The organism is Roseateles terrae (genome assembly GCF_014192155.1).
Classification (GTDB): Bacteria; Pseudomonadota; Gammaproteobacteria; order Burkholderiales; family Burkholderiaceae_C; genus Roseateles; species Roseateles terrae.
In genome coordinates this window covers 239344-260932 of record NZ_JACHXO010000006.1, presented here as the reverse complement: position 1 = coordinate 260932, position 21589 = coordinate 239344, and the positions used below count along the sequence as shown (strand labels likewise).

At 63.3% G+C, this 21589-nt stretch carries 10 protein-coding genes; 8 read left to right on the top strand and 2 right to left on the bottom strand.

All coding sequences use genetic code 11. The annotated features are described in order from the left end of the window. Positions 1-61 precede the first annotated feature (61 nt). Both FHS28_RS17325 and FHS28_RS17320 read left to right on the top strand, forming a co-directional pair. Positions 62-1459 carry a serine/threonine-protein kinase gene (locus FHS28_RS17325; protein ID WP_088453328.1) on the top strand — a complete coding sequence of 466 codons (1398 nt, stop codon included), beginning with the start codon at positions 62-64 and terminating at the stop codon, positions 1457-1459. A gap of 103 nt (positions 1460-1562) precedes the next feature. Beyond that, complete coding sequence (locus FHS28_RS17320) at positions 1563-1889, top strand: PsiF family protein (RefSeq protein ID WP_088453329.1); 327 nt, start codon at positions 1563-1565, stop codon at positions 1887-1889. 35 nt (positions 1890-1924) lie between these two features. Here FHS28_RS17320 and FHS28_RS17315 read toward each other — a convergent pair whose 3' ends face one another. Both FHS28_RS17315 and FHS28_RS17310 read right to left on the bottom strand, forming a co-directional pair. Further along, positions 1925-2383, bottom strand: a complete 459-nt coding sequence (locus FHS28_RS17315) for a DUF2214 family protein (RefSeq protein WP_088453330.1) — start codon at positions 2381-2383, stop codon at positions 1925-1927. Continuing rightward, the gene (locus FHS28_RS17310) at positions 2380-3390 is read right to left on the bottom strand and encodes a LysR family transcriptional regulator (protein ID WP_088453331.1); all 1011 of its coding nucleotides are present in this window, start codon (positions 3388-3390) and stop codon (positions 2380-2382) included. Before FHS28_RS17310 ends, FHS28_RS17315 begins: the two co-directional genes overlap by 4 nt. A 234-nt stretch (positions 3391-3624) precedes the next feature. Between FHS28_RS17310 and FHS28_RS17305 the strand changes: the two genes are divergently transcribed. From FHS28_RS17305 to FHS28_RS17280, 6 genes are all read left to right on the top strand, one after another. Beyond that, the gene (locus tag FHS28_RS17305) at positions 3625-5817 is read left to right on the top strand and encodes a malate synthase G (protein ID WP_088453332.1); all 2193 of its coding nucleotides are present in this window, start codon (positions 3625-3627) and stop codon (positions 5815-5817) included. Between the two features lie 217 nt (positions 5818-6034). Then, positions 6035-8824, top strand: coding sequence for a TonB-dependent receptor (locus FHS28_RS17300; RefSeq protein ID WP_088453333.1), 2790 nt, complete (start codon positions 6035-6037; stop codon positions 8822-8824). A 578-nt stretch (positions 8825-9402) separates the two neighbouring features. Beyond that, complete coding sequence (locus FHS28_RS17295) at positions 9403-12171, top strand: TonB-dependent receptor (protein ID WP_184295093.1); 2769 nt, start codon at positions 9403-9405, stop codon at positions 12169-12171. Between the two features lie 576 nt (positions 12172-12747). Beyond that, positions 12748-15363, top strand: a complete 2616-nt coding sequence (locus FHS28_RS17290) for a TonB-dependent receptor (protein WP_088453335.1) — start codon at positions 12748-12750, stop codon at positions 15361-15363. A gap of 502 nt (positions 15364-15865) precedes the next feature. Beyond that, complete coding sequence (locus FHS28_RS17285) at positions 15866-18541, top strand: TonB-dependent receptor plug domain-containing protein (protein WP_088453336.1); 2676 nt, start codon at positions 15866-15868, stop codon at positions 18539-18541. Between the two features lie 373 nt (positions 18542-18914). Beyond that, entirely contained in the window at positions 18915-21527 is a 2613-nt protein-coding gene (locus FHS28_RS17280; protein WP_088453337.1) for a TonB-dependent receptor plug domain-containing protein, read from the top strand. Positions 21528-21589: the final 62 nt, after the last annotated feature.

Below are 21589 nucleotides of genomic sequence, written 5' to 3'. Positions count from 1 at the left end.
CTGTAATAGACCGTCAACCCACTTGCCGCTCCTCCACCCGTGCGGCAGGATGCCTGCAACGATGAGCGCCCCTGCAGACATTTCCACCAGCCAGAGCCGTCCGGCGGAAGGCTTGGCCGAGAGCCTGGCCGCCCCGGGCACCGACCTGCCGGAGCAGATCGGCAAATACCGGGTGCTGCGCCGGCTGGGCGAGGGCGCGACCAGCGACGTCTTCCTGGCGGTGGACGACTTCCGCAACCAGGAGGTCGCCATCAAGCGCATGCGCAGCTGGATGGGGCAGGGCGCCGAGGAAGACACCCTGAGCCGCCGTTTTTTTGCCTCCGAAGCGGCGCTCGCCGGCCGGCTGCAGCATCCGAATGTGGTGCAGATCCTGGATGCGGTACAGGATGGCGACGCGCCTTACCTCGTCATGGAATATGTCCACGGCGTGACCCTCAAGCACTTTTGCCGCACCGATCGGTTGCTGCCGCTGGACCAGATCGTCGAACTGGGCTTCAAGTGCGCGATGGCCCTGTCCTACGTCTTCCGGCAGGGGGTGGTGCACCGGGACATCAAACCCGCCAATCTGCTGGCGGTGCTGGACAGCACCGGTCAGGTGACTGATGTGAAGGTCAGCGACTTTGGCAGCGCCCTCAACCTGCATGCCGACATGACGCAGGTGCACCGGGTGGGCTCGCTGGCCTACATGCCGCCGGAGCAGATCGAAGGCGGCGACGTCGGCTGCCAGGCCGACATCTATTCACTGGGCGCCGTGCTCTATCACATGATCTGCGGCCGCCCGCCCTTTGATGCGCCCAATCAGATGGCGCTGATGCATCAGATCTACCACCAGACGCCGCAGCCGATGCAGGGCCAGCGTGGCGGCGTGACCGAGGCGCTGGACGCCGTGATTCTCAAGGCCCTGGCCAAGCATCCCCATGAGCGGCATGCCGACTGGGAGGCCTTCGGGCAGGCGCTGTCCGAGCTGGTGGCGCGGCAGCTGGTGCCGTTGGCCCGCCTCAATGAGGTCAAGGACTCGGAGCGTTTCAACCTGCTGCGCGGCCTCGAATTCTTCGCCAACTTCGGCGATGTGGAGCTGTGGGAAGTGGTGCGCCGGGCGCGCTGGCGCCGTTATCCGCTGGACTATCTGCTCTTCAAGCGCGGTCAGGAAGGCAACACCTTCCACATCATTGCCCAGGGCGAGGTGGAGGTCTGGCGGGACGGGGCACTGGTGGCGACGCTGGGCACCGGCACCTCGGTCGGCGAGATGGCCTATCTGGCGCCGAATCCGGAATTGCGGCGTCACAGCACGGACATCCGGGTGACCGACATGTGCACCACGGTGTCCTTCACGCCGGAGTCCCTGGGACAGCTCAGCCCGGAGTGTCAGCACCGGTTTGACCGGGCTTTCATCCAGGTGCTGGTGCGTCGCCTGCATCTGGCGCATGAGGCACTGGCCCATCCGCGCCGCATCATGTGAGGCAGTGGCGGACATGACGCAGGTCAACCGCACTTGAGCCCGCCCCGTTGCTGTGTTTCACTGCCCTGAGGTCCTTCCCCCAACCCCCGTAGGAGAGCATGAGATGAAAACACTGATGACGCTGAGCGCCGGCCTGTTGTTGTCCCTGACCTTTCTGGCCCCGGCCCACGCGCAGGACGAGAAGAAGAAGGAACTGACGCCCCAGCAGCAACGCATGAGCAGCTGCAACAAGGACGCCAAGGCGCAAGGCAAGACCGGCGACGATCGCAAGGCCTTCATGAAGGCCTGCCTGGCCGGCAAGGCGGAGCCGGAGAAGAAGCTGACGCCTCAGCAGGAGAAGATGGCGGCCTGCAACAAGGACGCCGCTGATCAGAAGAAGACCGGTGATGCGCGCAAGGCCTTCATGAAGGAATGCCTCGCGGCGCACTGATCCTCACGGATCCTGCCCATTCACCCGCGGTCCATTCACCCGCGGGTCCACACCCCGCGGGCCAGCATCACCGCGGCGATTGGAATCAACAGCAGCAGGTGTCCCTGCAGCATGACCAGTCGTCGCGTGGCCTTGATCTCGTCCTCATCCGGCAGGCTGCCGGTGGCCTGCAGCGTTCTGGCCCAGCGGCGGTAGGTCAGGGTCGGCTTGATCGACAGCAGCCCGATCACCACAAACAGCCCCAGCTTGAAGTGCAGCAGGGGCTGATGCCAGTACCAGCCACCGCCCTTCATGCCCCACCAGGTGCGGAACAGCCCGGTGGCCAGCACGACCACCGCGGTGATGCCGTAGATCATGTCCACTCGGGTGAGACGCGTCACCACGGCGGCGTTCATCCATTCCGACCGGCACAGGGCGGCCTGGCTGCTCAGGAACACGACCAGACTGAGGATGGCCAGAATGTGCAGGCCGGCCAGCAGGGCTTCGAGTGTCATGCCTTCTCCATAGAGGATGTTGTTGTGGACGCACCACCCGCACCGTCGCTGCCGCTGCAAAGGTTCGAAGCGTCCAGACCTTCCGACCCTTCCGAACCTTCCGAACCTTGCCAATAGCGGGGCTGGGCGTAATGCTCCTTCAGGAAGTCTATCCACAGCCGCACCCGCAAGGGCAGGTGCTTGCGCTGGGAGACGACCGCGAAGATGCCGTTGGGCGGGGCGGCAAAGTCGTCCAGCACGCTGACCAGCGCTCCGCTGCGGATGTCATCCACCACCTCCCAGGTGCTGCGCCAGGCCAGGCCCAGGCCCCGGCGGCACCAGTCGTGCAGCACCTGACCGTCGCTGCAATCCAGCCGTCCGGTGGGACGCAGATGCTGCAGCTGCCCGTCCACCCGGAAGGCCCATCCTCGGGTCTGGCTGGCGTCGGAGCTCAGTGTCAGGCATTGGTGGCGGGCCAGCTCGGACGGGTGGCGCGGAATGCCGGCCCGCCGCAGGTAGGCCGGTGTGGCCACGCACAGGCGGCGGTTGTCGGCCAGGCGCATGCTGATCAGGCTGGAGTCGCTCAGGTCCCCCACCCGCACTGCGCAGTCGAAGCCTTCATTGACGATGTCCACCACCCGGTCGCTGAGGTTGAGCGACACGCTCACGTCCGGATGCCGCGCCAGGAAGTCCGGCACCAGCGGCGCCACATGGCGGCGGCCGAAGCCGGCCGGGGCGGTGACCCGCAGATGGCCGCTGGCCTTGACGCCGCCCGCGGTGACGCTGGCTTCGGCGTTGTCGAACTCGGTGAGCAGGCGCTGGCAGTCTTCCAGGAAGGCGCTGCCTTCATGCGTCAGGCTCAGGCGGCGGGTGGTGCGCAGCAGCAGCTTCACCCCGAGCCGGGATTCCAGCGCGTCCAGCCGCCGACCCATCACCGCCGGGGCCACCCCTTCCGCCTGCGCGGCGGCGGTGAGGCTGCCCTTGGTGGCCACCAGCACGAAGGACTCCATCTGTTTGAGACGATCCATGAGGGCTGATTGTGGTCTTTGCGCCGTTTGCTGTGGTGAATCCAGCGCTTGGGCGTTGTTATTTGTGCAAAAAAGTCAGGGATCTCCTGCGGCCGTCGTTATCAATGGCGGGCGGGTCCTGTCCTACAGTCCATGACATTCGCCGCAGCGCTGCTCGCTTGAGGGTCGGCCGCTGTGGGCGCGTTGGAATCGCTGCTTTCTGTATTGCCTTCATTGCCCAGCCGGGGAGACACCATGACCGCTCGTGTTCAGCACCACCGCCTTCAGATCGACGCCGAACTGGCTCGGTTCATCGACAGCGAAGCCCTGGCGGGCACCGGCCTCACGCCGGACGCCTTCTGGTCGGGGTTTGATGCGCTGGTGCATGACCTGGCCCCGAAGAATGCGGCGCTGCTCAAGCAGCGGGACCGGCTTCAGGCGGAGCTGGATGCGTGGCATCAGGCCCACCCCGGTCCGATTCAGGACATGGCGGCCTACAAGGACTTCCTCACCCGGATCGGTTACCTGGTCCCGGTGCCTGAACACGGTCAAGCCACGACCGCCAACGTCGATGCTGAACTGGCCGTGCAGGCCGGGCCTCAGCTGGTGGTGCCCATTCTGAATGCGCGGTATGCGCTGAACGCCGCCAATGCCCGCTGGGGTTCGCTGTATGACGCGCTCTACGGCACCGACGCCATTCCGGAAACGGACGGCGCCACCCGCGCCGGCGCCTACAACCCGGTGCGCGGCCACAAGGTCATCGCGTTTGCCCGCGGGGTGCTGGACCAGGCCGCTCCGCTGAAGGGGGCGTCGCATGTCGACGCCACGGGCTATCGCATCGAGCAGGGCGCGCTGGTCGTGACGTTGCAAAGCGGCGGTACCGCCGGTTTGACGGATCCGTCCGCACTGGTGGGCTTCCTCGGCGAGCCGGCGTCGCCCACGGCCGTGCTGCTGCGCCACAACGGGCTGCACATCGAGATCCAGATCGACCGCAGCTCCCCCATCGGGAAGACCGACCTGGCCGGTGTGTCCGACCTGCTGATGGAAGCCGCGCTGTCCACCATCCTGGACCTGGAAGACTCCATCGCCGCGGTGGATGCCGAAGACAAGCTGCTGGCCTACCGCAACTGGCTGGGCATTCTGCGGGGCACCCTGACGGAAGAAGTCAGCAAGGGCGGAAAGACGATCACCCGCCGGCTGAATCCGGACCGTCGCTACCGGTCGCCCCAGGGGGGCGAGGTGGTGCTGCCCGGGCGCTCCCTGCTGTTCGTGCGCAACGTCGGCCACCTGATGACCAACCCGGCCATCCTGATGGACGGCGGCGCCGAGATCCCGGAAGGCATCATGGATGCCGTCATCACCACCCTGATTGCGGTCCACGACCTGAAGCAGCTGTCCGGCTCCGGGCTGCGCAACTCGCGGCAGGGCAGTATCTATATCGTCAAGCCGAAGATGCATGGCCCCGCCGAGGTCGCCTTCGCCAACGAACTGTTTGGCCGCGTCGAGCAACTGCTGGGCCTGCCTGATGCCACGGTGAAGCTGGGCATCATGGATGAGGAGCGGCGCACGAGCGTGAACCTGGCGGCGTGTATTGCCGCCGCGCCGAGCCGGGTCGCTTTCATCAACACCGGTTTCCTCGACCGCACCGGCGACGAGATGCACACCGCCATGCGGGCCGGTCCGATGCTGCGCAAGGGCGACATGAAGGGCGCCCCCTGGATCCAGGCCTATGAGCGCAACAACGTGCTGGTGGGATTGCGAGCCGGCCTGCGCGGGCGCGCCCAGATCGGCAAGGGCATGTGGGCCATGCCGGACCTGATGGCGGCCATGCTGGAACAGAAGATTGCCCATCCCAAGGCCGGCGCCAACACCGCCTGGGTGCCCAGCCCCACCGCCGCCACCCTGCATGCGCTGCACTATCACCAGGTGAGCGTCGCCCAGGTGCAGACCGATCTGGAAGCCGCCGCCAGCCGCGAAGACTTCAATGCCCTGCTCGAACGCATCCTGACTGTGCCGGTCGCGGCGGCACCGAACTGGAGCGACGCCGAGAAGCAGCAGGAGCTCGACAACAACGTCCAGGGCATCCTCGGTTATGTGGTCCGCTGGATCGATCAGGGCGTGGGCTGCTCCAAGGTGCCCGACATCAATGGGGTCGGTCTCATGGAAGACCGTGCAACCTTGCGCATTTCCAGCCAGCACATTGCCAACTGGTTGCTGCACGGCGTCGTCACTGAACAACAGGTGCGGGACACCTTTGCACGGATGTCATCTGTAGTCGATCAACAAAATGCCGGCGACCCGCATTACCGCCCCATGGCGGTGAATCCCGATCGAAGCGTTGCTTTTCAGGCGGCACTGGACCTCGTTTTTCTCGGGAAGGAACAACCCTCGGGCTATACCGAGCCGCTGCTGCATGCATGGCGACAGCGGGCAAAAGCCGGACAATAAGCACCAGATCGGTGCGGATCGACCGTGATAAAAGTCATGAACCTTCGCGCAGGGGAAAGCTAACAGCGTTCAAAGCCCGATGACTTGCCTGCGCAATAAGGGTGAACCTGGGGTGAGCAACCCCGGTGCATGCCCGTAAAGTTTTGTTCACATTCGGTGGGTGCCGTTACTGGACGGTCAAGCCGGGCGTGCATTACAACTTTCGGGATTTTTGAACATGGCGAACAAGCCGCATATCCGCGCCATCAGCGCGGCCGCAGCGATTCTGGCGGTCTCGATGGCCGCCCACGCTCAAGAGCAGACCCAGCAACTCGAGCGCATCGAGATCACCGGCTCCAGCATCAAGCGCTTCGCAAACGAAGGCTCGCTGCCGGTGCAGATCATTTCCCAGGAGGAAATGAAGGCGACCGGCGCCACCAACGTGGCCGACCTGGTGCAGCGCATCCCGGCGATGCAGGGCTTCACCATCGGTGACATCTCCATCGGTTCGAACTCCGGCGGCATCGTCACCGCCTCGCTGCACGGCATCGGCGAAAGCTACACCCTGGTGCTGGTCAACGGTCGCCGTATCGCGCCGACCGGCTCCGGCTCGCGCATCAACCTGAACTCCATCCCGATGGCCGCCATTGAGCGCATCGAGGTGCTGACCGACGGTGCCTCCGCGCTGTATGGTTCCGACGCCATTGCCGGCGTGGTGAACTTCGTGCTCAAGCGCAATCAGAAGGGCGGCTCGGTCAACGTCAACTACAGCAACCCGATTGGCAATGGCGCCACCGCCATGAACGCCAGCCTGACCTACGGTCTGGGCAGCATGGAAGAAAACGGCTTCAGCGTCGTCGCTTCCTATCGCCGTGACGACCAGAAGCGCATGCGCTCGGGCGACCGCGCGTTCTCCAGCACGGCCTATCTGCCGTTCTCGGTCAACGGCAAGAACTACGTTTACGACCGCACCAGCAACTCGGCGGACCCGGCCAACGCCACGGTCACGTTCAAGCGTCTGGCGGGTGAGACCACCACTCTGGGTGCTTACTCGTTCAACCCGTACCTGCAGGCCAACGGCAAGTGCGCACCGAACAACTTCTACAGCCTGGCCAACACCATCCCTGCCGGTTCGCCCAGCAAGTCTGGCACCGCCAACTGCGCGTACGACTACGTCAGCAGCATCGACGTGTACCCGGAGTCCACCCGTGACTCGTTCTTCGTGTCCGGTGAAGCCAAGCTGAATGACAACTTCAAGGTCTTCTCCGACGTGCTGTTCACGCGGACCGACCTGACCGCACGGATTGCCGCCAACCCGATCCCCATCACCATCGCCACGAACTCGGCGCTCTACGGCAAGTATGTCGACCCGTACCTGACGGCCGCCCAGCGCAGCCACGTGGACACGGTCACCGCCAACTACCGCGCCAACGACTTCGGCACGCGTGATTCGCAGACCATCACCGACGGCAAGCACATCTCGGTGGGCACCGAAGGCTCGATCGGTGACTGGGACGTCAACGGTGCACTGACCTGGTCGCAGAACTCGCTGAACGAAAAATACGTCGGCGGCTACTTCAAGACCAATGAGTTCACCAGCCTGATCAACAGCGGCCAGGTCGACCCGTTCGTGCCGTCGGGCAACCAGCCGGCGGCGGTGCAGCAGCTGATCGACGACAGCGTCTACAACGGTTCCATCCGCAAGGCTTCCACCACCCTCAAGGGCGTGAACGTGGGCGCCTCGGGCACGGTGTTCAACCTGCCGGCCGGTGAAGTGAAGCTGGGTACGGGCGCGGACTTCCGCAACTACCACTACAAGCAGACGCCGTCGGCGGATGCGGTCAACGGCGTCATCTACAACTACGCCCCCAGCCCCGCCTACGATCTGGAGCGCAACAACTACGGTGTGTTCGCCGAAATGGTGATCCCGGTCATCAAGGACCTGGAAGCCAACGCCGCCGTCCGTTACGACACCATCACCAAGATCAAGGACGCCCTGAACGCCCGCGATTTCGGTCGGGATGAGTCGGCCACCACCTACAAGCTGTCGGCTCGCTACAAGGTGAACAAGCAGTTGCTGGTGCGCGGCTCGCTCGGTACCGGCTTCAAGGCGCCGGACATGCTGGACATTGCCCAGCCGCTGGTGACCAACGGCGTGACCGCCGCTGGCTACGACTGCCCGTTCCCAGGTGACGGCAGCGGCGCAGCGCCCTGCAAGCCGGGCAAGAGCCAGTACACCCAGCTGGCCGGTGGCAACGAGAACCTGAAGCCCGAGAAGTCTCATCAGCAGACCCTGGGCATCCGTTTCGATCCCACCCGCAACTTCGGTGCGAGCATCGACTACTGGAAGGTCAAGCTGACCGACGCCGTGAGCGCCGTGTCTGCCGATCAGGCGTTCTCCGATCCCGCCAAGTACGCCTCGCTGTTCACCACCTATCAGCTGCCGGCCGAGAACAACAAGTACTACGCCTTCATGGCGCTGTCGACCAACATCGGCCAGTCCATCTACAAGGGTCTGGACTGGCAAGTGGAAGGCCGCCTGCCGGTGGAAGGTCTGGGCAAGCTCACGACGACGATCAATGGCACCTACATGATCAAGTCGGAGTACACCATGCCCGGCACCAGCGACGTCTTCACCAGCAGCCTGGGCAAGTACGGCGTGGACGCTTCGGTCGTGTTCCGCAACATCATGAAGGCCACCTTCTCGCTGGAATCCGGCAAGGTCACCAACATGCTGCGCGTGAACTACCGCTCGGGCTACAAGGACATCTCGCAGACCGTGCGTGACCTGAGCACCGGCAAGAACACGACGGTCCAGCTGGACGTTCCGGAATACATCACCTTCGACTACCAGGGTGTGTATCGCTGGAGCAAGGCGCTGGAACTGCGTCTGGGCGTGAACAACCTGACCAACGAAGCGCCTCCGCTGACGCTGCGTAGCTCGTCGGGCCACCAGGTGGGTTACGACCCGCGTTATGCCAGCCCGCTGGGTCGCACGGTCTACGTGAACGGCAATTACAGCTTCTGATGCGCTGATGTGCTGATGTGGCACCGCAGCCTCGGCTGCGGTCCGCGTTGCCACCAAGGCATCCCACGGATGCCCACAAGCGGCCCCGGTATTCCGGGGCCGCTTTTCTTTTGTCGGTGCTGCTTCGCCGGGAGGCTGCGGCATCGGGCCCTTCGTCCTGTGTCTCTGGGAGCCATTCCGGCGGGACAACCCTGATCGCCAATCGACCATGTGTTACCGCTTCGCAACAACGTCACAGTTTGGTTGCGCTACCGCGTGGTCAAAAGGCAACGGGCACCCGCTCTTGGCGCGGTGCGGGGCCGCTCACCCAGGGGGCGAGCGGAGGCCCTTCCCGGGGACGCCTCCGCAGCGTCGCCTCGCCGCGGCCCTCTCTAAGGATGGCGCTGTCCGACTCTGACAGCGGCGGCTCAACGGGTGTTCGTCGCCCATTTGAAACGGCCACCGAACGCAAACGCTTGCCCTGTCAGTTTCGACACTTGTGTACGTACTTTCTTGTCAAGTGGTGTTGCCGCGAGGCAAAGGAGTTGTAGGTCGTCGCCAAACTCGTGCGGTCTACGGCCCATCTTTACAGGATGAATATGAAAACTTCACCCAAGCTTGCGCTCACGCTGACCGCGTTGGCGGCAAGTCTGTACGGTTCGCAAGTGTTTGCCCAGACGCAGGGCGACACTCAAACTTCCACGTCGGGCACCACCCAGCTCCAACGTGTCGAGGTCACCGGCTCCAACATCAAGCGCATCGATGCCGAAACCGTGTCGCCGGTGACGGTCATTTCCCGCGACCAGATCGAGCGAAGCGGCCAGGCCACCGTGGCCGAAGTGCTGCGCAACCTGCCGTCCAACTCCGGCAGCTTCGGCGAAAGCTTCAGCAACAGCTTCGCACCAGGCGCCGCCGGCATCTCGCTGCGTGGCCTGGGCCAGAAGACCACGCTGGTGCTGCTGAACGGCCGCCGCGTGGCCGGCTACGGCTTTGCCCAGAACCTGCAGGACACCTTCGTGGACCTGAACTCCATCCCCAGCAGCGCGGTGGAGCGGGTCGACATCCTGATGGACGGTGCCTCCGCGATCTATGGCTCGGACGCCATCGCCGGGGTGGTCAACATCATCCTGCGCAAGGACTTCAAGGGCCTGGACCTGACCGCTTCCGGCGGCTGGTTTGAAGGCAAAAACGATTATCGCGTGACCGGCGCCGCCGGTTTCGGCGATCTCGCCGCCGACGGCTACAACGTCTTCGTCACCCTGGACTACTACAAGCGCGACCTGGTGCTGCAGTCGGATTCGGAGTTCACCAAGTCGCGTGACTTCCGCAAATATGCCGGCGGCCGCAACTTCATCTCGCAGACGTCCGGCGGCACCTGGCGCCAGCTGTCGCCCACCGGCGCGCTGACCCAGAACTATCGCGCCATCTCTGACTGCAACGGCACCGTCATGACCGGACCGGAGGCCCTGGCCGCCGGTCTGATCAACACCGCAACCAACAGCGCCGCCGTCGTGGCTGCTCAGTCGGCCGCGACCAACACCTTCTGCACGAAGGATCAGAATTCGCAGCTGACCGCCCTGCCGGGTACCGAACGCTACGGCATGATCTCGCGCGGCACGAAGCAGCTGTCTGGCGACGCCATCGCCTACGCTGAAGTCGGCCTGAGCCGTGTGGACACCAACCAGACCTTCACCAACCCGTTCTTCGCGGGCACGACGGGTCTGGCGCCGGGTGCCAACAACACGGTGACGCCCTACACCTACAACATCACCTTCGCGCCGGGCGTGGCGGGCAACCCCTTCGCCTCCAACGCCCGTTATGTTGGTGCACTGAACGACGTGGGTACCCGCGACACCAGCATCCGCTCCGATGCGGCCCGTCTGCTGGTGGGCGCCAGCTACACCGTCGGCAAGTGGGACTTCGACAGCGCCATGGGCTATTCGAAGACCAAGAGCTCTTCGAACAGCTACAACCTGATGCCGCTGGCTGGCACGGCTGCGACCTTCAACGTGCCCACCACGCCGCAACCGCCGGTGCCGGTGTCCACCTCCACGCAATACAACCTGGACCGTTGGACCACCAACAGCCAGGCCGTGCGTGACGGTCTGCGCATCACCAACCCGCGCAAGTCCACCTCGGACATGAGCTTCATCGACACCAAGGCCAACACGACCTTCGGTCAGCTGCCTGGCGGTGAAATCGGTCTGGCCCTTGGCGCTGAGTACCGCCGTGAAAAGCTGAAGGACGAGCCCACCGCGCTGGCCACTGGCGGCGGCATCCTGGGTCAGGGCGTGACGGCCACCAACGGCAGCCGCAACAACGTATCGGTCTTCTCCGAACTGTCGTTGCCATTGCTGAAGTCGGTGGAAGCCCAGGCCGCTCTGCGGTATGACCACTACAGCGACTACGGCAGCTCCACCACCCCGAAGCTGGGCCTGAAGTACAAGCCGGTTGAAGGCGTGCTGCTGCGCGGCAACTGGGGCAAGGGCTTCCGTGCGCCGACCCTGCCGGAAATCTCCCCGTCCGTGGCGACCTTCTTCACCAGCGTGGAAGACCCGGAAGACGGCGCCGTCCGCAACGTGTCCGGTCTGTTTGCCGGCAACCCGAACCTGAAGGCCGAGAAGTCGACCAGCCGCACCTTTGGTGTCGTGTTCGAGCCCACCAAGAATTTCAACTTGGGCATCGACATGTACTACATCAACTGGCGCAACGTGGTGGCTTCGCGTTCGTTCCAGGACCTGATCGACGAATCGTGCCCGAACGGTGGCCCGAACTGCGCGTCGTCCTCGACCATCATTCGTGACCCCGAAACCAATTTCGTGACCACGATTCTGTCGAACTATCAGAACCTGTCGCAGCGCACCACCAACGGCTGGGACGTGGACGGCACCTGGCGCATCCCCACCAGCTACGGCAAGTTCACCCTGCGCGGCAACGTGAACTACATCGACTCGTTCAAGGAAGATGGCGAGGAGTTCGTGGGCAGCAACGGTGGCAGCAACACCATCCCGCGCATCCGCGGCAATGCGTCGGTGGACTATGACAATGGTCCTCTGTCGCTGACCGCCACGGTGAACTACACGCACCACATCCGCCAACTGGCGGCGGCCGCCAGCTACTTCAATGTGCAGAATCCGGCGTTCCAGAATGGCGTGCTGCCGGAGTTCGTCCGCTCGCACACCACCCTGGACCTGTTCGGTCGCTACAACGTGACCAAGCAGCTGCAAGCCAGCGTCGGCGTGCTGAACGTGTTCGACCGCCTGCCGCCGTATGACCCGGGCTTCAGCAGCACCTCGCTGTATGACTTCAGCCTGTATGACGTGCGTGGCCGCCAGTGGCGCCTGACGCTGCGTTACACGATGGACTGATCGGCGCTTTCTGAGCGCAACGGTCTTCGGACCGGACCCAGGCCCGCGAGTGCGCTCGCGGGCCTTTTTATTTAGGTTTTCGATTTCGAGACCGTGGCGCAATAAAGTGGATGCTGTGTTGCGCCTCCGCGCAACAGGGGCGGTATTTTGTCGGTTTTGATAATCAGCGTCCGGGGTGCCGGAAATATCCGGCGCCACGGTGAATTGAATGAGTCGCCTGCAGTCGATTCTGTGACCGATCCAAGTCCTTGATATTGAAGGCCAAAGCCGCGGTTGTCTGGTATTTATCCAAAGCTTGTGGGCTTTGAAAAATAATTACCGTGAGAATTGATCGGGTAATTCAAAGGTAAAGGATGAAAGTGTCGCGTGGCGGCGACCATTCATCTCAGAGAAAACCCCGGCTTCTGACGTTTTTCGCCCGTCCCTGGTGACATTCCAGCCGCCGAGCCCACCTTTACAGCCGCGCAAAAATAAATCTCTGCAAACTCCGCTCACGCCCCGCCCGATCCGCGGGGCCTTTTTATTTGCGGCGCGCCCGGTACCCCGGGAGGCCGCCTTTCATCAGGAGCGTGTGAGATGCACAAACGGAATGCGGTGAGCCTGGCAGTGGCCACCATCGTGGCGATGTCGAGCCTCCCGGCGATGGCCCAGGACGCTGAACAGACCCTGGAGCGGGTGGTGGTGACCGGCTCGGCCATCAAACGGCTGGATGCCGAAACTTCGGTGCCGGTGACCACCTTCAAGATGACCGAGCTGCGGCAGCAGGGTCTGTCCACGGTGGAACAAATCCTCAGCACCCTGACGGCCAGCCAGTCCAGCCTGGGCACCAGCCAGTCGGTGGGCTCGTCCACCGGGGGCGCCTCCTTCGCCGACCTGCGCGGCATTGGCGCCAACAAGACGCTGGTGCTGCTGAATGGCCGCCGCATTGCCAACAATGCGTTCGACGGCTCGGCCCCCGACCTGAACATGATCCCGATGGCCGCCATCGAGCGCATCGAGGTGCTGCGTGACGGTGCCTCGTCGCTGTATGGCACCGACGCCATCGGCGGGGTGATCAACTTCATCACGAAGAAGGACTTCACCGGAGGCACGGTGAATGTCGGATTCGACGCGCCGCAGAAGTCGGGCGGCAAGTCGGGCAACCTGAATGTCGGTTATGGCTACGGTGACCTGGACAAGGACAATTTCAACGTCTTCGGTTTCGTGGATTACCAGAAGCAGGATTCCATCGGTGGCAGCCAGCGCAGCTATAACACCCGGTATGCCGGCGGCCTGTCCACCAACACCGATCCGGCCAACTACTACCAGGGCAGCGGCCTGACCGTCTACAACCCGGCCGCCCCGGACTGCACCAACGGCACCAACCTGATCAAGGCCGGTACCTACTGCCGCATGACGACTTCTTCGTATGTGGACTATGTGCCCAAGAGCGAGCGCGCCTCCGGCATGCTCAAGGGCACGATCAAGCTGAACAACGACCATCAGCTGGGCCTGGAATACTTCGTCACCCGCAGCGTGGTGCAGACCCAGATTGCGCCGGTGCCCTACGCCAGCCTGAGCATGAGCTCGGACAGCCCGTACTGGCCCGACAACGCCGCGCTCGACAAGAGCCAGCCGATAACCGTCAAATGGCGTGACACCGTCAGCGGCCCGCGGCAAGACAAGAACATCAACCTCCAGCAGCGCTTCCTGGCCTCGCTGGATGGCGCCATCGCCGGCTGGGATTACTCGGCCGGCCTGAGCTACAACCAGAACCGCGTCACCGAGAAGCTCACCCACGGCTATGCCGACGGCAGCAAGATCGCCGCGGGCGTGGCGGACGGCATCATCAATCCGTTCGGGGACCAGAGCGCCGATGCGGTCACCTATATCCAGAATGCGGGCGTTGCCGGCACGCTGATGCAAGGCAAGGGCGAGACCTACAACTTCGATGCCCACGCCAGCCGCGAACTCGGTGACTGGCTGGGCGCCGGCCGTCAGGTGGCCCTGGCCGTGGGCACCGAACTTCGCCATGAGAAGTTCTCCCAAGTCGCCAACACCGACTTCGCCACGCTGGTGCAGGATTCCACCGGCGTGGATCCCAACACGAACAGCGTCGGCAGCCGCAGTGTTTATGCCGTCTACAGCGAGCTGAACCTGCCCATCACCCGGCAGCTCGACATCACCGGCGCCGTCCGCTATGACAAGTACAGCGACTTCGGCAGCACCACCAATCCCAAGCTGAGCTTCCGCCTGCAGCCGACCAAAGAGATTCTGGTGCGCGGGTCGGTCTCCACCGGCTTCCGGGCGCCCTCGCTGTATGAACTGCATGCGGCCAACACCTACACCAACTCCAGCACCGTCAGTGACCCGCTGCTCTGCCCGGGCGGCACGGCCGGCACCCTCAACTGCCAGACGCAGTTCATGGTCCGCAACGGCGGCAATCCGGACCTGCAGCCGGAGAAGAGCAAGAGCCTGACCTTCGGCCTGCAGTTCTCGCCGACGACGGACCTGGCCTTCGGCATCGACTTCTGGTGGATTGGCATCAAGAACCAGATCGGGGTGGTGGGCGATGCCTCGCTCTATGACGAGAGCAACTATGCGCTGTTCAGCCAGTACTTCCACCGCAATGCGGCCGGGGAACTGTCGACCAGCGGCACCGACTGCCCGGGGACCAACTGCGGCTATGTGGACGTGCGCCAGCAGAATCTGGGTGGCACCAACACGGCCGGCTTTGACCTGAACGGCAACTACCGGCTGCGCACCGCCGTCGGCAACTTCACCTTTGGGCTGAACTCCACCTATGTGAGCAAGTACAAGTTCCAGGAGTACCAGGATGGTCCGTGGGTGAATGGCGTGGGCGTGTATGCCGGCTCCGGCCCCGTCTTCCGTTGGCAGCACACGCTCACTACGGTGTGGAGCTACAACACCACCTACTCGGTGGGCCTGACGGGGCACTACAAGTCTTCGTACAAGGATGACCCGTCCACCACCGCGGGCGAGACCCACACGGTTGCGTCCTACACGACCTTCGACCTGTTCGGGAACTGGAAGGCCAACCGGCAGCTGTCGCTCACGGCCGGTGTGCGCAATCTGATGGATCGGGATCCCCCGCTGTCCTATCAGCAGGCGGTGTTCCAGGCGGGCTACGACCCGCGTTACACCGACCCGACCGGTCGCACCTTCTACGTGCGTGGCAGCTACGATTTCTGACGCGAACGTCTTTCCGATTTAGCCGCCAGGGGCCTCAGTTGAGGCCCTTTTTTATTTTGGGCAAACCGCTGAGATATCACCGGAATCATTATTGCTGTTGCAATTCCGGATGTTTTCCATCACGCAAAGAGCGGCGATTTAACGCAATGGAAACCAGATATATCGTGGCTGCGAACATTTCAGCGTACGGCAGCGCCTGAGTGTCGCCCCATTCAAACATCGATAATCCCTACGGACGCCTCTTGTAATTCCTTCGTAAAGGCTCACAAATGTGGTGCTAGAGCGACCTTGAGGTACGTTTTTGGTCAGGGAAAACCCGTCATTTCAGGGGAATTGCGTCGAAACTGAATTAATCCGGGCGGCTTGCGAACGCGGTATGACCGTGATTCGAAAATCTCTGCAAACTTCCTGCACGCCCCGCTGTCAGCGTGGCCGTTATTCCCGGTCTGGAAGCGTCACAAACGCAACCCGACGACCGATTTCTCTGTAGGAGCGTGTAGACATGCACAAACTGAATGCGGTGAGCCTGGCCGTGGCCACCATCGTTGCCGCCGCCACCGTGCCGGCGTTTGCCCAGGAAGCGGACCAGACCCTGGAACGGGTCGTGGTCACCGGATCGGCCATCAAGCGCATCGATGCCGAGACCGCGGTCCCGGTCACCGTCGTGAAGATGGACGACCTGAAGAAGTCGGGCATCACCTCCGTCGAGCAGGTGATGGCCAACCTGACGGCGGTCCAGTCGTCCACCAACACCACCCAGTCGGTGGGCAGCAGCAGCGGCGGCGCCTCCTTCGCCGACATGCGCGGCATCGGCGCTGACAAGACGCTGGTCCTGCTCAACGGGCAGCGCATTGCCAACAATGCGGTGGATGGCTCGGCGCCCGACCTGAACATGATTCCGTTCGCCGCCATTGAGCGCATCGAAGTCCTGCGGGACGGTGCCTCGGCGCTGTACGGCACCGACGCCATCGGCGGCGTGATCAACTTCATCACCAAGAACAGCTACCAGGGCGGCACCATCACCGTCGGTTATGACGACCCGCAACATGCCGGCGGCAAGCAGCGTTCGGTGAACGCCGGCTTCGGTTATGGCGACCTGCAGAAGCAGGGCTGGAACGTCTTCGGCTTTGCTAGCTATCGCAAGCAGGACGCCATCACCGGCACCCAGCGCAACTTCAATCAGCGCATCCCGGGCGGCCTGTCCTACAGCACCGCGCCGGCCAACTACACGCAGGACAACGCCACCTTCTACAACCCGACCGGCTCGGCCTGCAGCGGCACGCAGATGATCCTGTCGGGAGACGCCTGCAAGCTGAACACCAGCTCGTTCGTCGATTTCTCGCCCAAGTCGGAGACGGCGTCGGGCATGCTCAAGGGCAGCCTGCTGGTCAATGACAACCTGACCCTGGGTGCCGAGCTGTTCGTCACCCAGAACAAGGTGACGACCTTTGTGGCGCCGGTGCCTTACGGCGGTTATCTGATCAACCCCGGCACCAAGTACTTCCCGACGAACAGCGCGCTGAATCCGAACTTCAGCGGTGACGAAGTGGGCGCCCCCGCTTTCAATCCCACCTCGCAGTTTGCCAATCCGGTGAATGTGCTGCCGGGTTACGCCTACGTCTACTGGCGCGATTTCGAGAACGGCTCGCGCGGCCAGGAGAACAAGAACACCCAGGGTCGCCTGCTGCTGACCGCGGACGGCAACGCCATGGGCTGGGACTATTCGGTGGCCTACTCGTACAACCGCAACAAGGTGGACCAGTCCCTGGTCAGCGGTTATGCCGACGGCGACATCATCGGCGAAGGCCTGCTCGAGGGGGTGATCAACCCGTTCGGTGCCCAGGACGACGCCGGCAATGCGCTGCTCAAGGCGGCTGCCCTGAACGGTCTGCTGGAGTCGGCCACCGGGACGGTGCACAACCTCAATGCCCATGCCAGCCGTGAACTCGGCGACTGGCTGCAGACCGGCCGCAATGCCGCACTGGCTTTGGGTGTGGAATTCCGCCATGAGAAATTCCATTCGGCCGCCAACACCGACTTCGCCGCGAAGGTCTCAGCCAGCACCGGCGTGGATCCGAACTCGCTGTCGGAAGGTTCGCGCAATGTCACCGCGCTGTACGGCGAGCTGAATGTGCCGGTGCTCAAGTCGCTGGATGTGACCGGCTCGGTCCGCTACGACAAATACAGCGACTTCGGCAGCAGCACCAACCCCAAGGTGTCGTTCCGCTTCCAGCCGATGAAGGAGCTGCTGTTCCGCGGCTCGGCCTCGACCGGTTTCCGGGCGCCTACCCTGTATGAGCTCTATGGCAACCCGGCCTACACCAACACCGCCGGCAACTATGCCAACCCGGTGCTGTGCCCGGACGGCAAGACCGGCAGCCAGTGTGATGCCCAGTTCCAGGTGCTCAATTCCGGCAACAAGGCGCTCAAGCCCGAGAAGTCGCAGACCGCCACGCTGGGTGCGGTGTTCCAGCCGGTGGCCAATGCCAGCATCGGTCTGGACTTCTGGTGGGTGCATCTGAAGGATTCGATTGGCTCGATTCCCCAGTTTGCGCTGTTCAACAACTACAGCAGCTATCCGGAGCTTCAGCAGTACTTCCACTTTGCCCCGGGCAATGTACTGTCCCTCTCCAGCAACTGCCCCGGAACCAGCTGCGGTTATGTGGACCAGACGCTGCAGAACCTTGGCAAGGTGCGCACCAACGGCGTGGACATCAGCGGCCAGTACCGCATCCAGGCGGGCGGCTCGACGGTGGACCTGGGCCTGAACAGCACCTATGTCGCCAAGTATGAGTTCCAGGACTTCAAGAACGGCTACTGGGTCCAGGCGGTGGGCACCTATGGTGAATCCGGTCCGGTGTTCCGCTGGCAGCACAACCTGAGCGCCAACTGGCGTTATGGCGACTTCGGCGCGGGCGGTGTGGTGCACTTCAAGTCGCACTACAAGGATTTCGATCCGACCACCAATGCCAAGGTTGCGAGCTACACCACGGTGGACGTTTTTGGCTCCTGGCAAGCCATGAAGGCCCTCTCGCTGACGCTCGGGGTGCGCAACCTGTTTGACCGCGATCCGCCCTATACCAACCAGGAAGACCTCTTCCAGGGCGGTGGCTGGGACTCGCGCTACACCGATCCCACGGGCCGCGCCTTCTACGCCCGGGCGACTTACTCGTTCTGATCGGCGGCCGTGTCATGACCCGCGGGAGGGGGGACCCTCCCGCTTTTCACCAAGCCTGCATTCGTGAACAACGAACGAATGGGCGCATGGCGATGTAATGTCCGACAAACTTGTCCCGGTAAAGGCTGTGTAAATCTACCGGTCTGTCGCATTGCTGCGACCCTCGTTTCATTCAACGGTCGGTATTTACCCCAACTTTCATGTCAATTTGAGGTCGGACAGTGTCCACCTGCGCGACATCCGCCCCCCGCTCCGAAACTGTTCTCAAAACCCTGCAAACTTCAGACACACCCCGGCGTTCCCGGGGTTTGCTTTTTGGTCCGTGCGCCCGCCCTGTCGAGCCGCCGGCATTGCAATTTTTGGAGTTTGTTAGATGTACAAGCTGAGTGCGGTGAGCCTGGCAGTGGCCACCATTGTTGCGGCTTCGGCCTTCCCGGCCCTGGCCCAGGACGCAGAACAAACCACGCTGGAGCGCGTGGTGGTGACGGGTACCGCCATCAAGCGTCTGGACGCTGAGAGCTCGGTCCCGGTGACCACGTTCAAGATGAACGAAATCCGTGAGGCGGGCCTCACGACCGTTGAACAGATCCTGAGCACCCTGACGGCCAGCCAGGCGTCGCTCGGCACCAGCCAGTCGGTGGGTTCGTCCACCGGTGGCGCGTCCTTCGCGGACATGCGCGGCGTCGGCGCCAACAAGACCCTGGTGCTGCTGAACGGCCGCCGCATTGCCAACAATGCGTTTGACGGCTCGGCACCTGACCTGAACATGATTCCGCTGGCGGCCATCGAGCGCATCGAAGTGCTGCGTGACGGCGCTTCGTCGCTGTACGGCACCGACGCCATCGGCGGCGTGATCAACTTCATCACGAAGAAGGATTACACCGGTGGTTCGCTGAACATCGGCTACGAGTCGCCCCAGCACAAGGGTGGCAAGACCGGCAACTTCAACGTCGGTTACGGCTACGGTGATCTGGACCAGCAAGGCTTCAACGTCTTCGGTTTCATCGACTACCAGCAGCAGGACAACATCGCCGGTGACCAGCGCCCCTACAACACGCGCTATGCCGGAGGCCTGTCCACCAACACCGACCCGGCCAACTACTACCAGGGTGCAGGCGACACCGTGTTCAACCCGGCCGCGCCGGACTGCACCAACGGCACCCACCTGATCAAGGCCGGCACCTTCTGCCGCATGACCACGTCTTCCTACGTGGACTACGTGCCCAAGAGCGAGCGTTCCTCCGGCATGCTCAAGGGCACGCTGAAGCTCAACGCCGACCATCAACTGGGCGCTGAATACTTCATCACCCGCAGCGTGGTGGAAACCCGTCTGGCCCCGACGCCGTATGGCTCGCTGTCGATGCAGCCGGGCAACGTCTTCTTCCCGACCAATTCCGCGCTGGACCCGACCCTGCCGCTGACCGTGAAGTGGCGTGACACCGTGAGTGGCCCCCGTCAGGACAAGAACACCAACCAGCAGCAGCGCTACCTGCTGACGCTGGACGGCGTCGTGGCCGGCTGGGACTACTCGACGGGCTTGAGCTACAACCAGAACCGCGTCTCCGAAAAGCTGACTGGCGGTTACGCCGACGGCTCGAAGATCGCTGCTGGCGTGACCAACGGCATCATCAACCCGTTCGGCGACCAGTCTGAAGCGGCCATCCAGTACGTGCGCGATGCCGCTGCACTGGGCACGCTGATGTCGGGCAAGGGTGAAACCTACAACTTCGACGCGCACGCCAGCCGTGAGCTGGGCGACTGGTTCGGCGCTGGCCGCGGCGCCGGCATCGCCGTCGGCACCGAGTTCCGCAAGGAAAAGTTCAGCCAGGTCGCCAACGAAGAGTACGCCACCCTGGTGTTCGACTCCACCGGTGTGGACCCCGCCACCAAGTCGATCGGCACCCGCAAGGTCTACGCCGTCTACACCGAGCTGAATGTGCCCCTGCACAAGACGCTGGATGTGACCGCTGCCGTCCGCTACGACAACTACAACGACTTCGGCAACACGACCAACCCCAAGGTCAGCTTCCGCTTCCAGCCGAGCAAGGAAGTCCTGGTTCGCGGTTCGCTGTCGACCGGTTTCCGTGCCCCGTCGCTGTATGAGCTGCATGCCGCCAACACCTTCACCAACACCGGCACCGTCAGTGACCCGGTGCTGTGCCCGACCGGTGAAGGCACCAGCATCAACTGCCAGACGCAGTTCACCGCCCAGAACGGCGGCAATGCCGAGCTGAAGCCCGAGAAGAGCAAGAGCGCCACGCTGGGCTTCCAGTTCGCCCCGACGACGGACCTGTCCTTCGGCGTGGACTTCTGGTGGATCCGTGTGAAGAACCTGATCGGCACGATCGGTGAGGCGTCCCTGTACGACCCGGCCAACTACGCGCAGTTCAGCCAGTACTTCCATCGCAACAACGACGGGCTGCTGTCCCAGGCCACCAACCAGTGCCCGGGCGTCAACTGCGGTTACGTGGACGTGCGTCAGCGCAACCTGGGTGGCAACAACACCAACGGTTTCGACCTGACCGGCAGCTACCGCCTGCGCACCGCCGCTGGCAACTTCACCTTCGGTCTGAACAGCACCTATGTGACCAAGTTCGAGTACCAGGAGTTCCAGGACGGCCCGTGGATCCAGAACGTGGGCAAGTACAGCGGCGCCGGCCCGGTGTTCCGTTGGCAGCACAACGTCAACGCCGTGTGGAGCTACGCCAACAAGTACTCCGCCGGCCTGACCGGTCACTACAAGTCGTCCTATCGTGACGACCCGAACGGCAGCGACACCAACGTGGTGGCTTCCTACACCACCTGGGACCTGTACGGCACCTACAAGCCGGTCAAGACCCTGTCGCTGACGGCTGGCGTGCGCAACCTGTTCGACCGCGATCCTCCGCTGTCGTTCCAGCAGGCCGTGTTCCAGGCGGGTTATGACCCCCGCTTCACCGACCCGACCGGCCGCACCTTCTACGTGCGCGGCTCTTACGAGTTCTAAGCCCTCACCGGCCCATCGCTCAGCAGGGACCCCTTCGGGGGTCCTTTTTTTTCGTCCGTGTC

Coding starts and splice junctions, on each gene's coding strand:
- FHS28_RS17285 (WP_088453336.1), top strand. CDS start 15,866: ATGCACAAACTGAATGCGGTGAGCCTGGCCGTGGCCACCATCGTTGCC.
- FHS28_RS17310 (WP_088453331.1), bottom strand. CDS start 3,390: ATGGATCGTCTCAAACAGATGGAGTCCTTCGTGCTGGTGGCCACCAAG.
- FHS28_RS17295 (WP_184295093.1), top strand. CDS start 9,403: ATGAAAACTTCACCCAAGCTTGCGCTCACGCTGACCGCGTTGGCGGCA.
- FHS28_RS17325 (WP_088453328.1), top strand. CDS start 62: ATGAGCGCCCCTGCAGACATTTCCACCAGCCAGAGCCGTCCGGCGGAA.
- FHS28_RS17320 (WP_088453329.1), top strand. CDS start 1,563: ATGAAAACACTGATGACGCTGAGCGCCGGCCTGTTGTTGTCCCTGACC.
- FHS28_RS17290 (WP_088453335.1), top strand. CDS start 12,748: ATGCACAAACGGAATGCGGTGAGCCTGGCAGTGGCCACCATCGTGGCG.
- FHS28_RS17315 (WP_088453330.1), bottom strand. CDS start 2,383: ATGACACTCGAAGCCCTGCTGGCCGGCCTGCACATTCTGGCCATCCTC.
- FHS28_RS17300 (WP_088453333.1), top strand. CDS start 6,035: ATGGCGAACAAGCCGCATATCCGCGCCATCAGCGCGGCCGCAGCGATT.
- FHS28_RS17305 (WP_088453332.1), top strand. CDS start 3,625: ATGACCGCTCGTGTTCAGCACCACCGCCTTCAGATCGACGCCGAACTG.
- FHS28_RS17280 (WP_088453337.1), top strand. CDS start 18,915: ATGTACAAGCTGAGTGCGGTGAGCCTGGCAGTGGCCACCATTGTTGCG.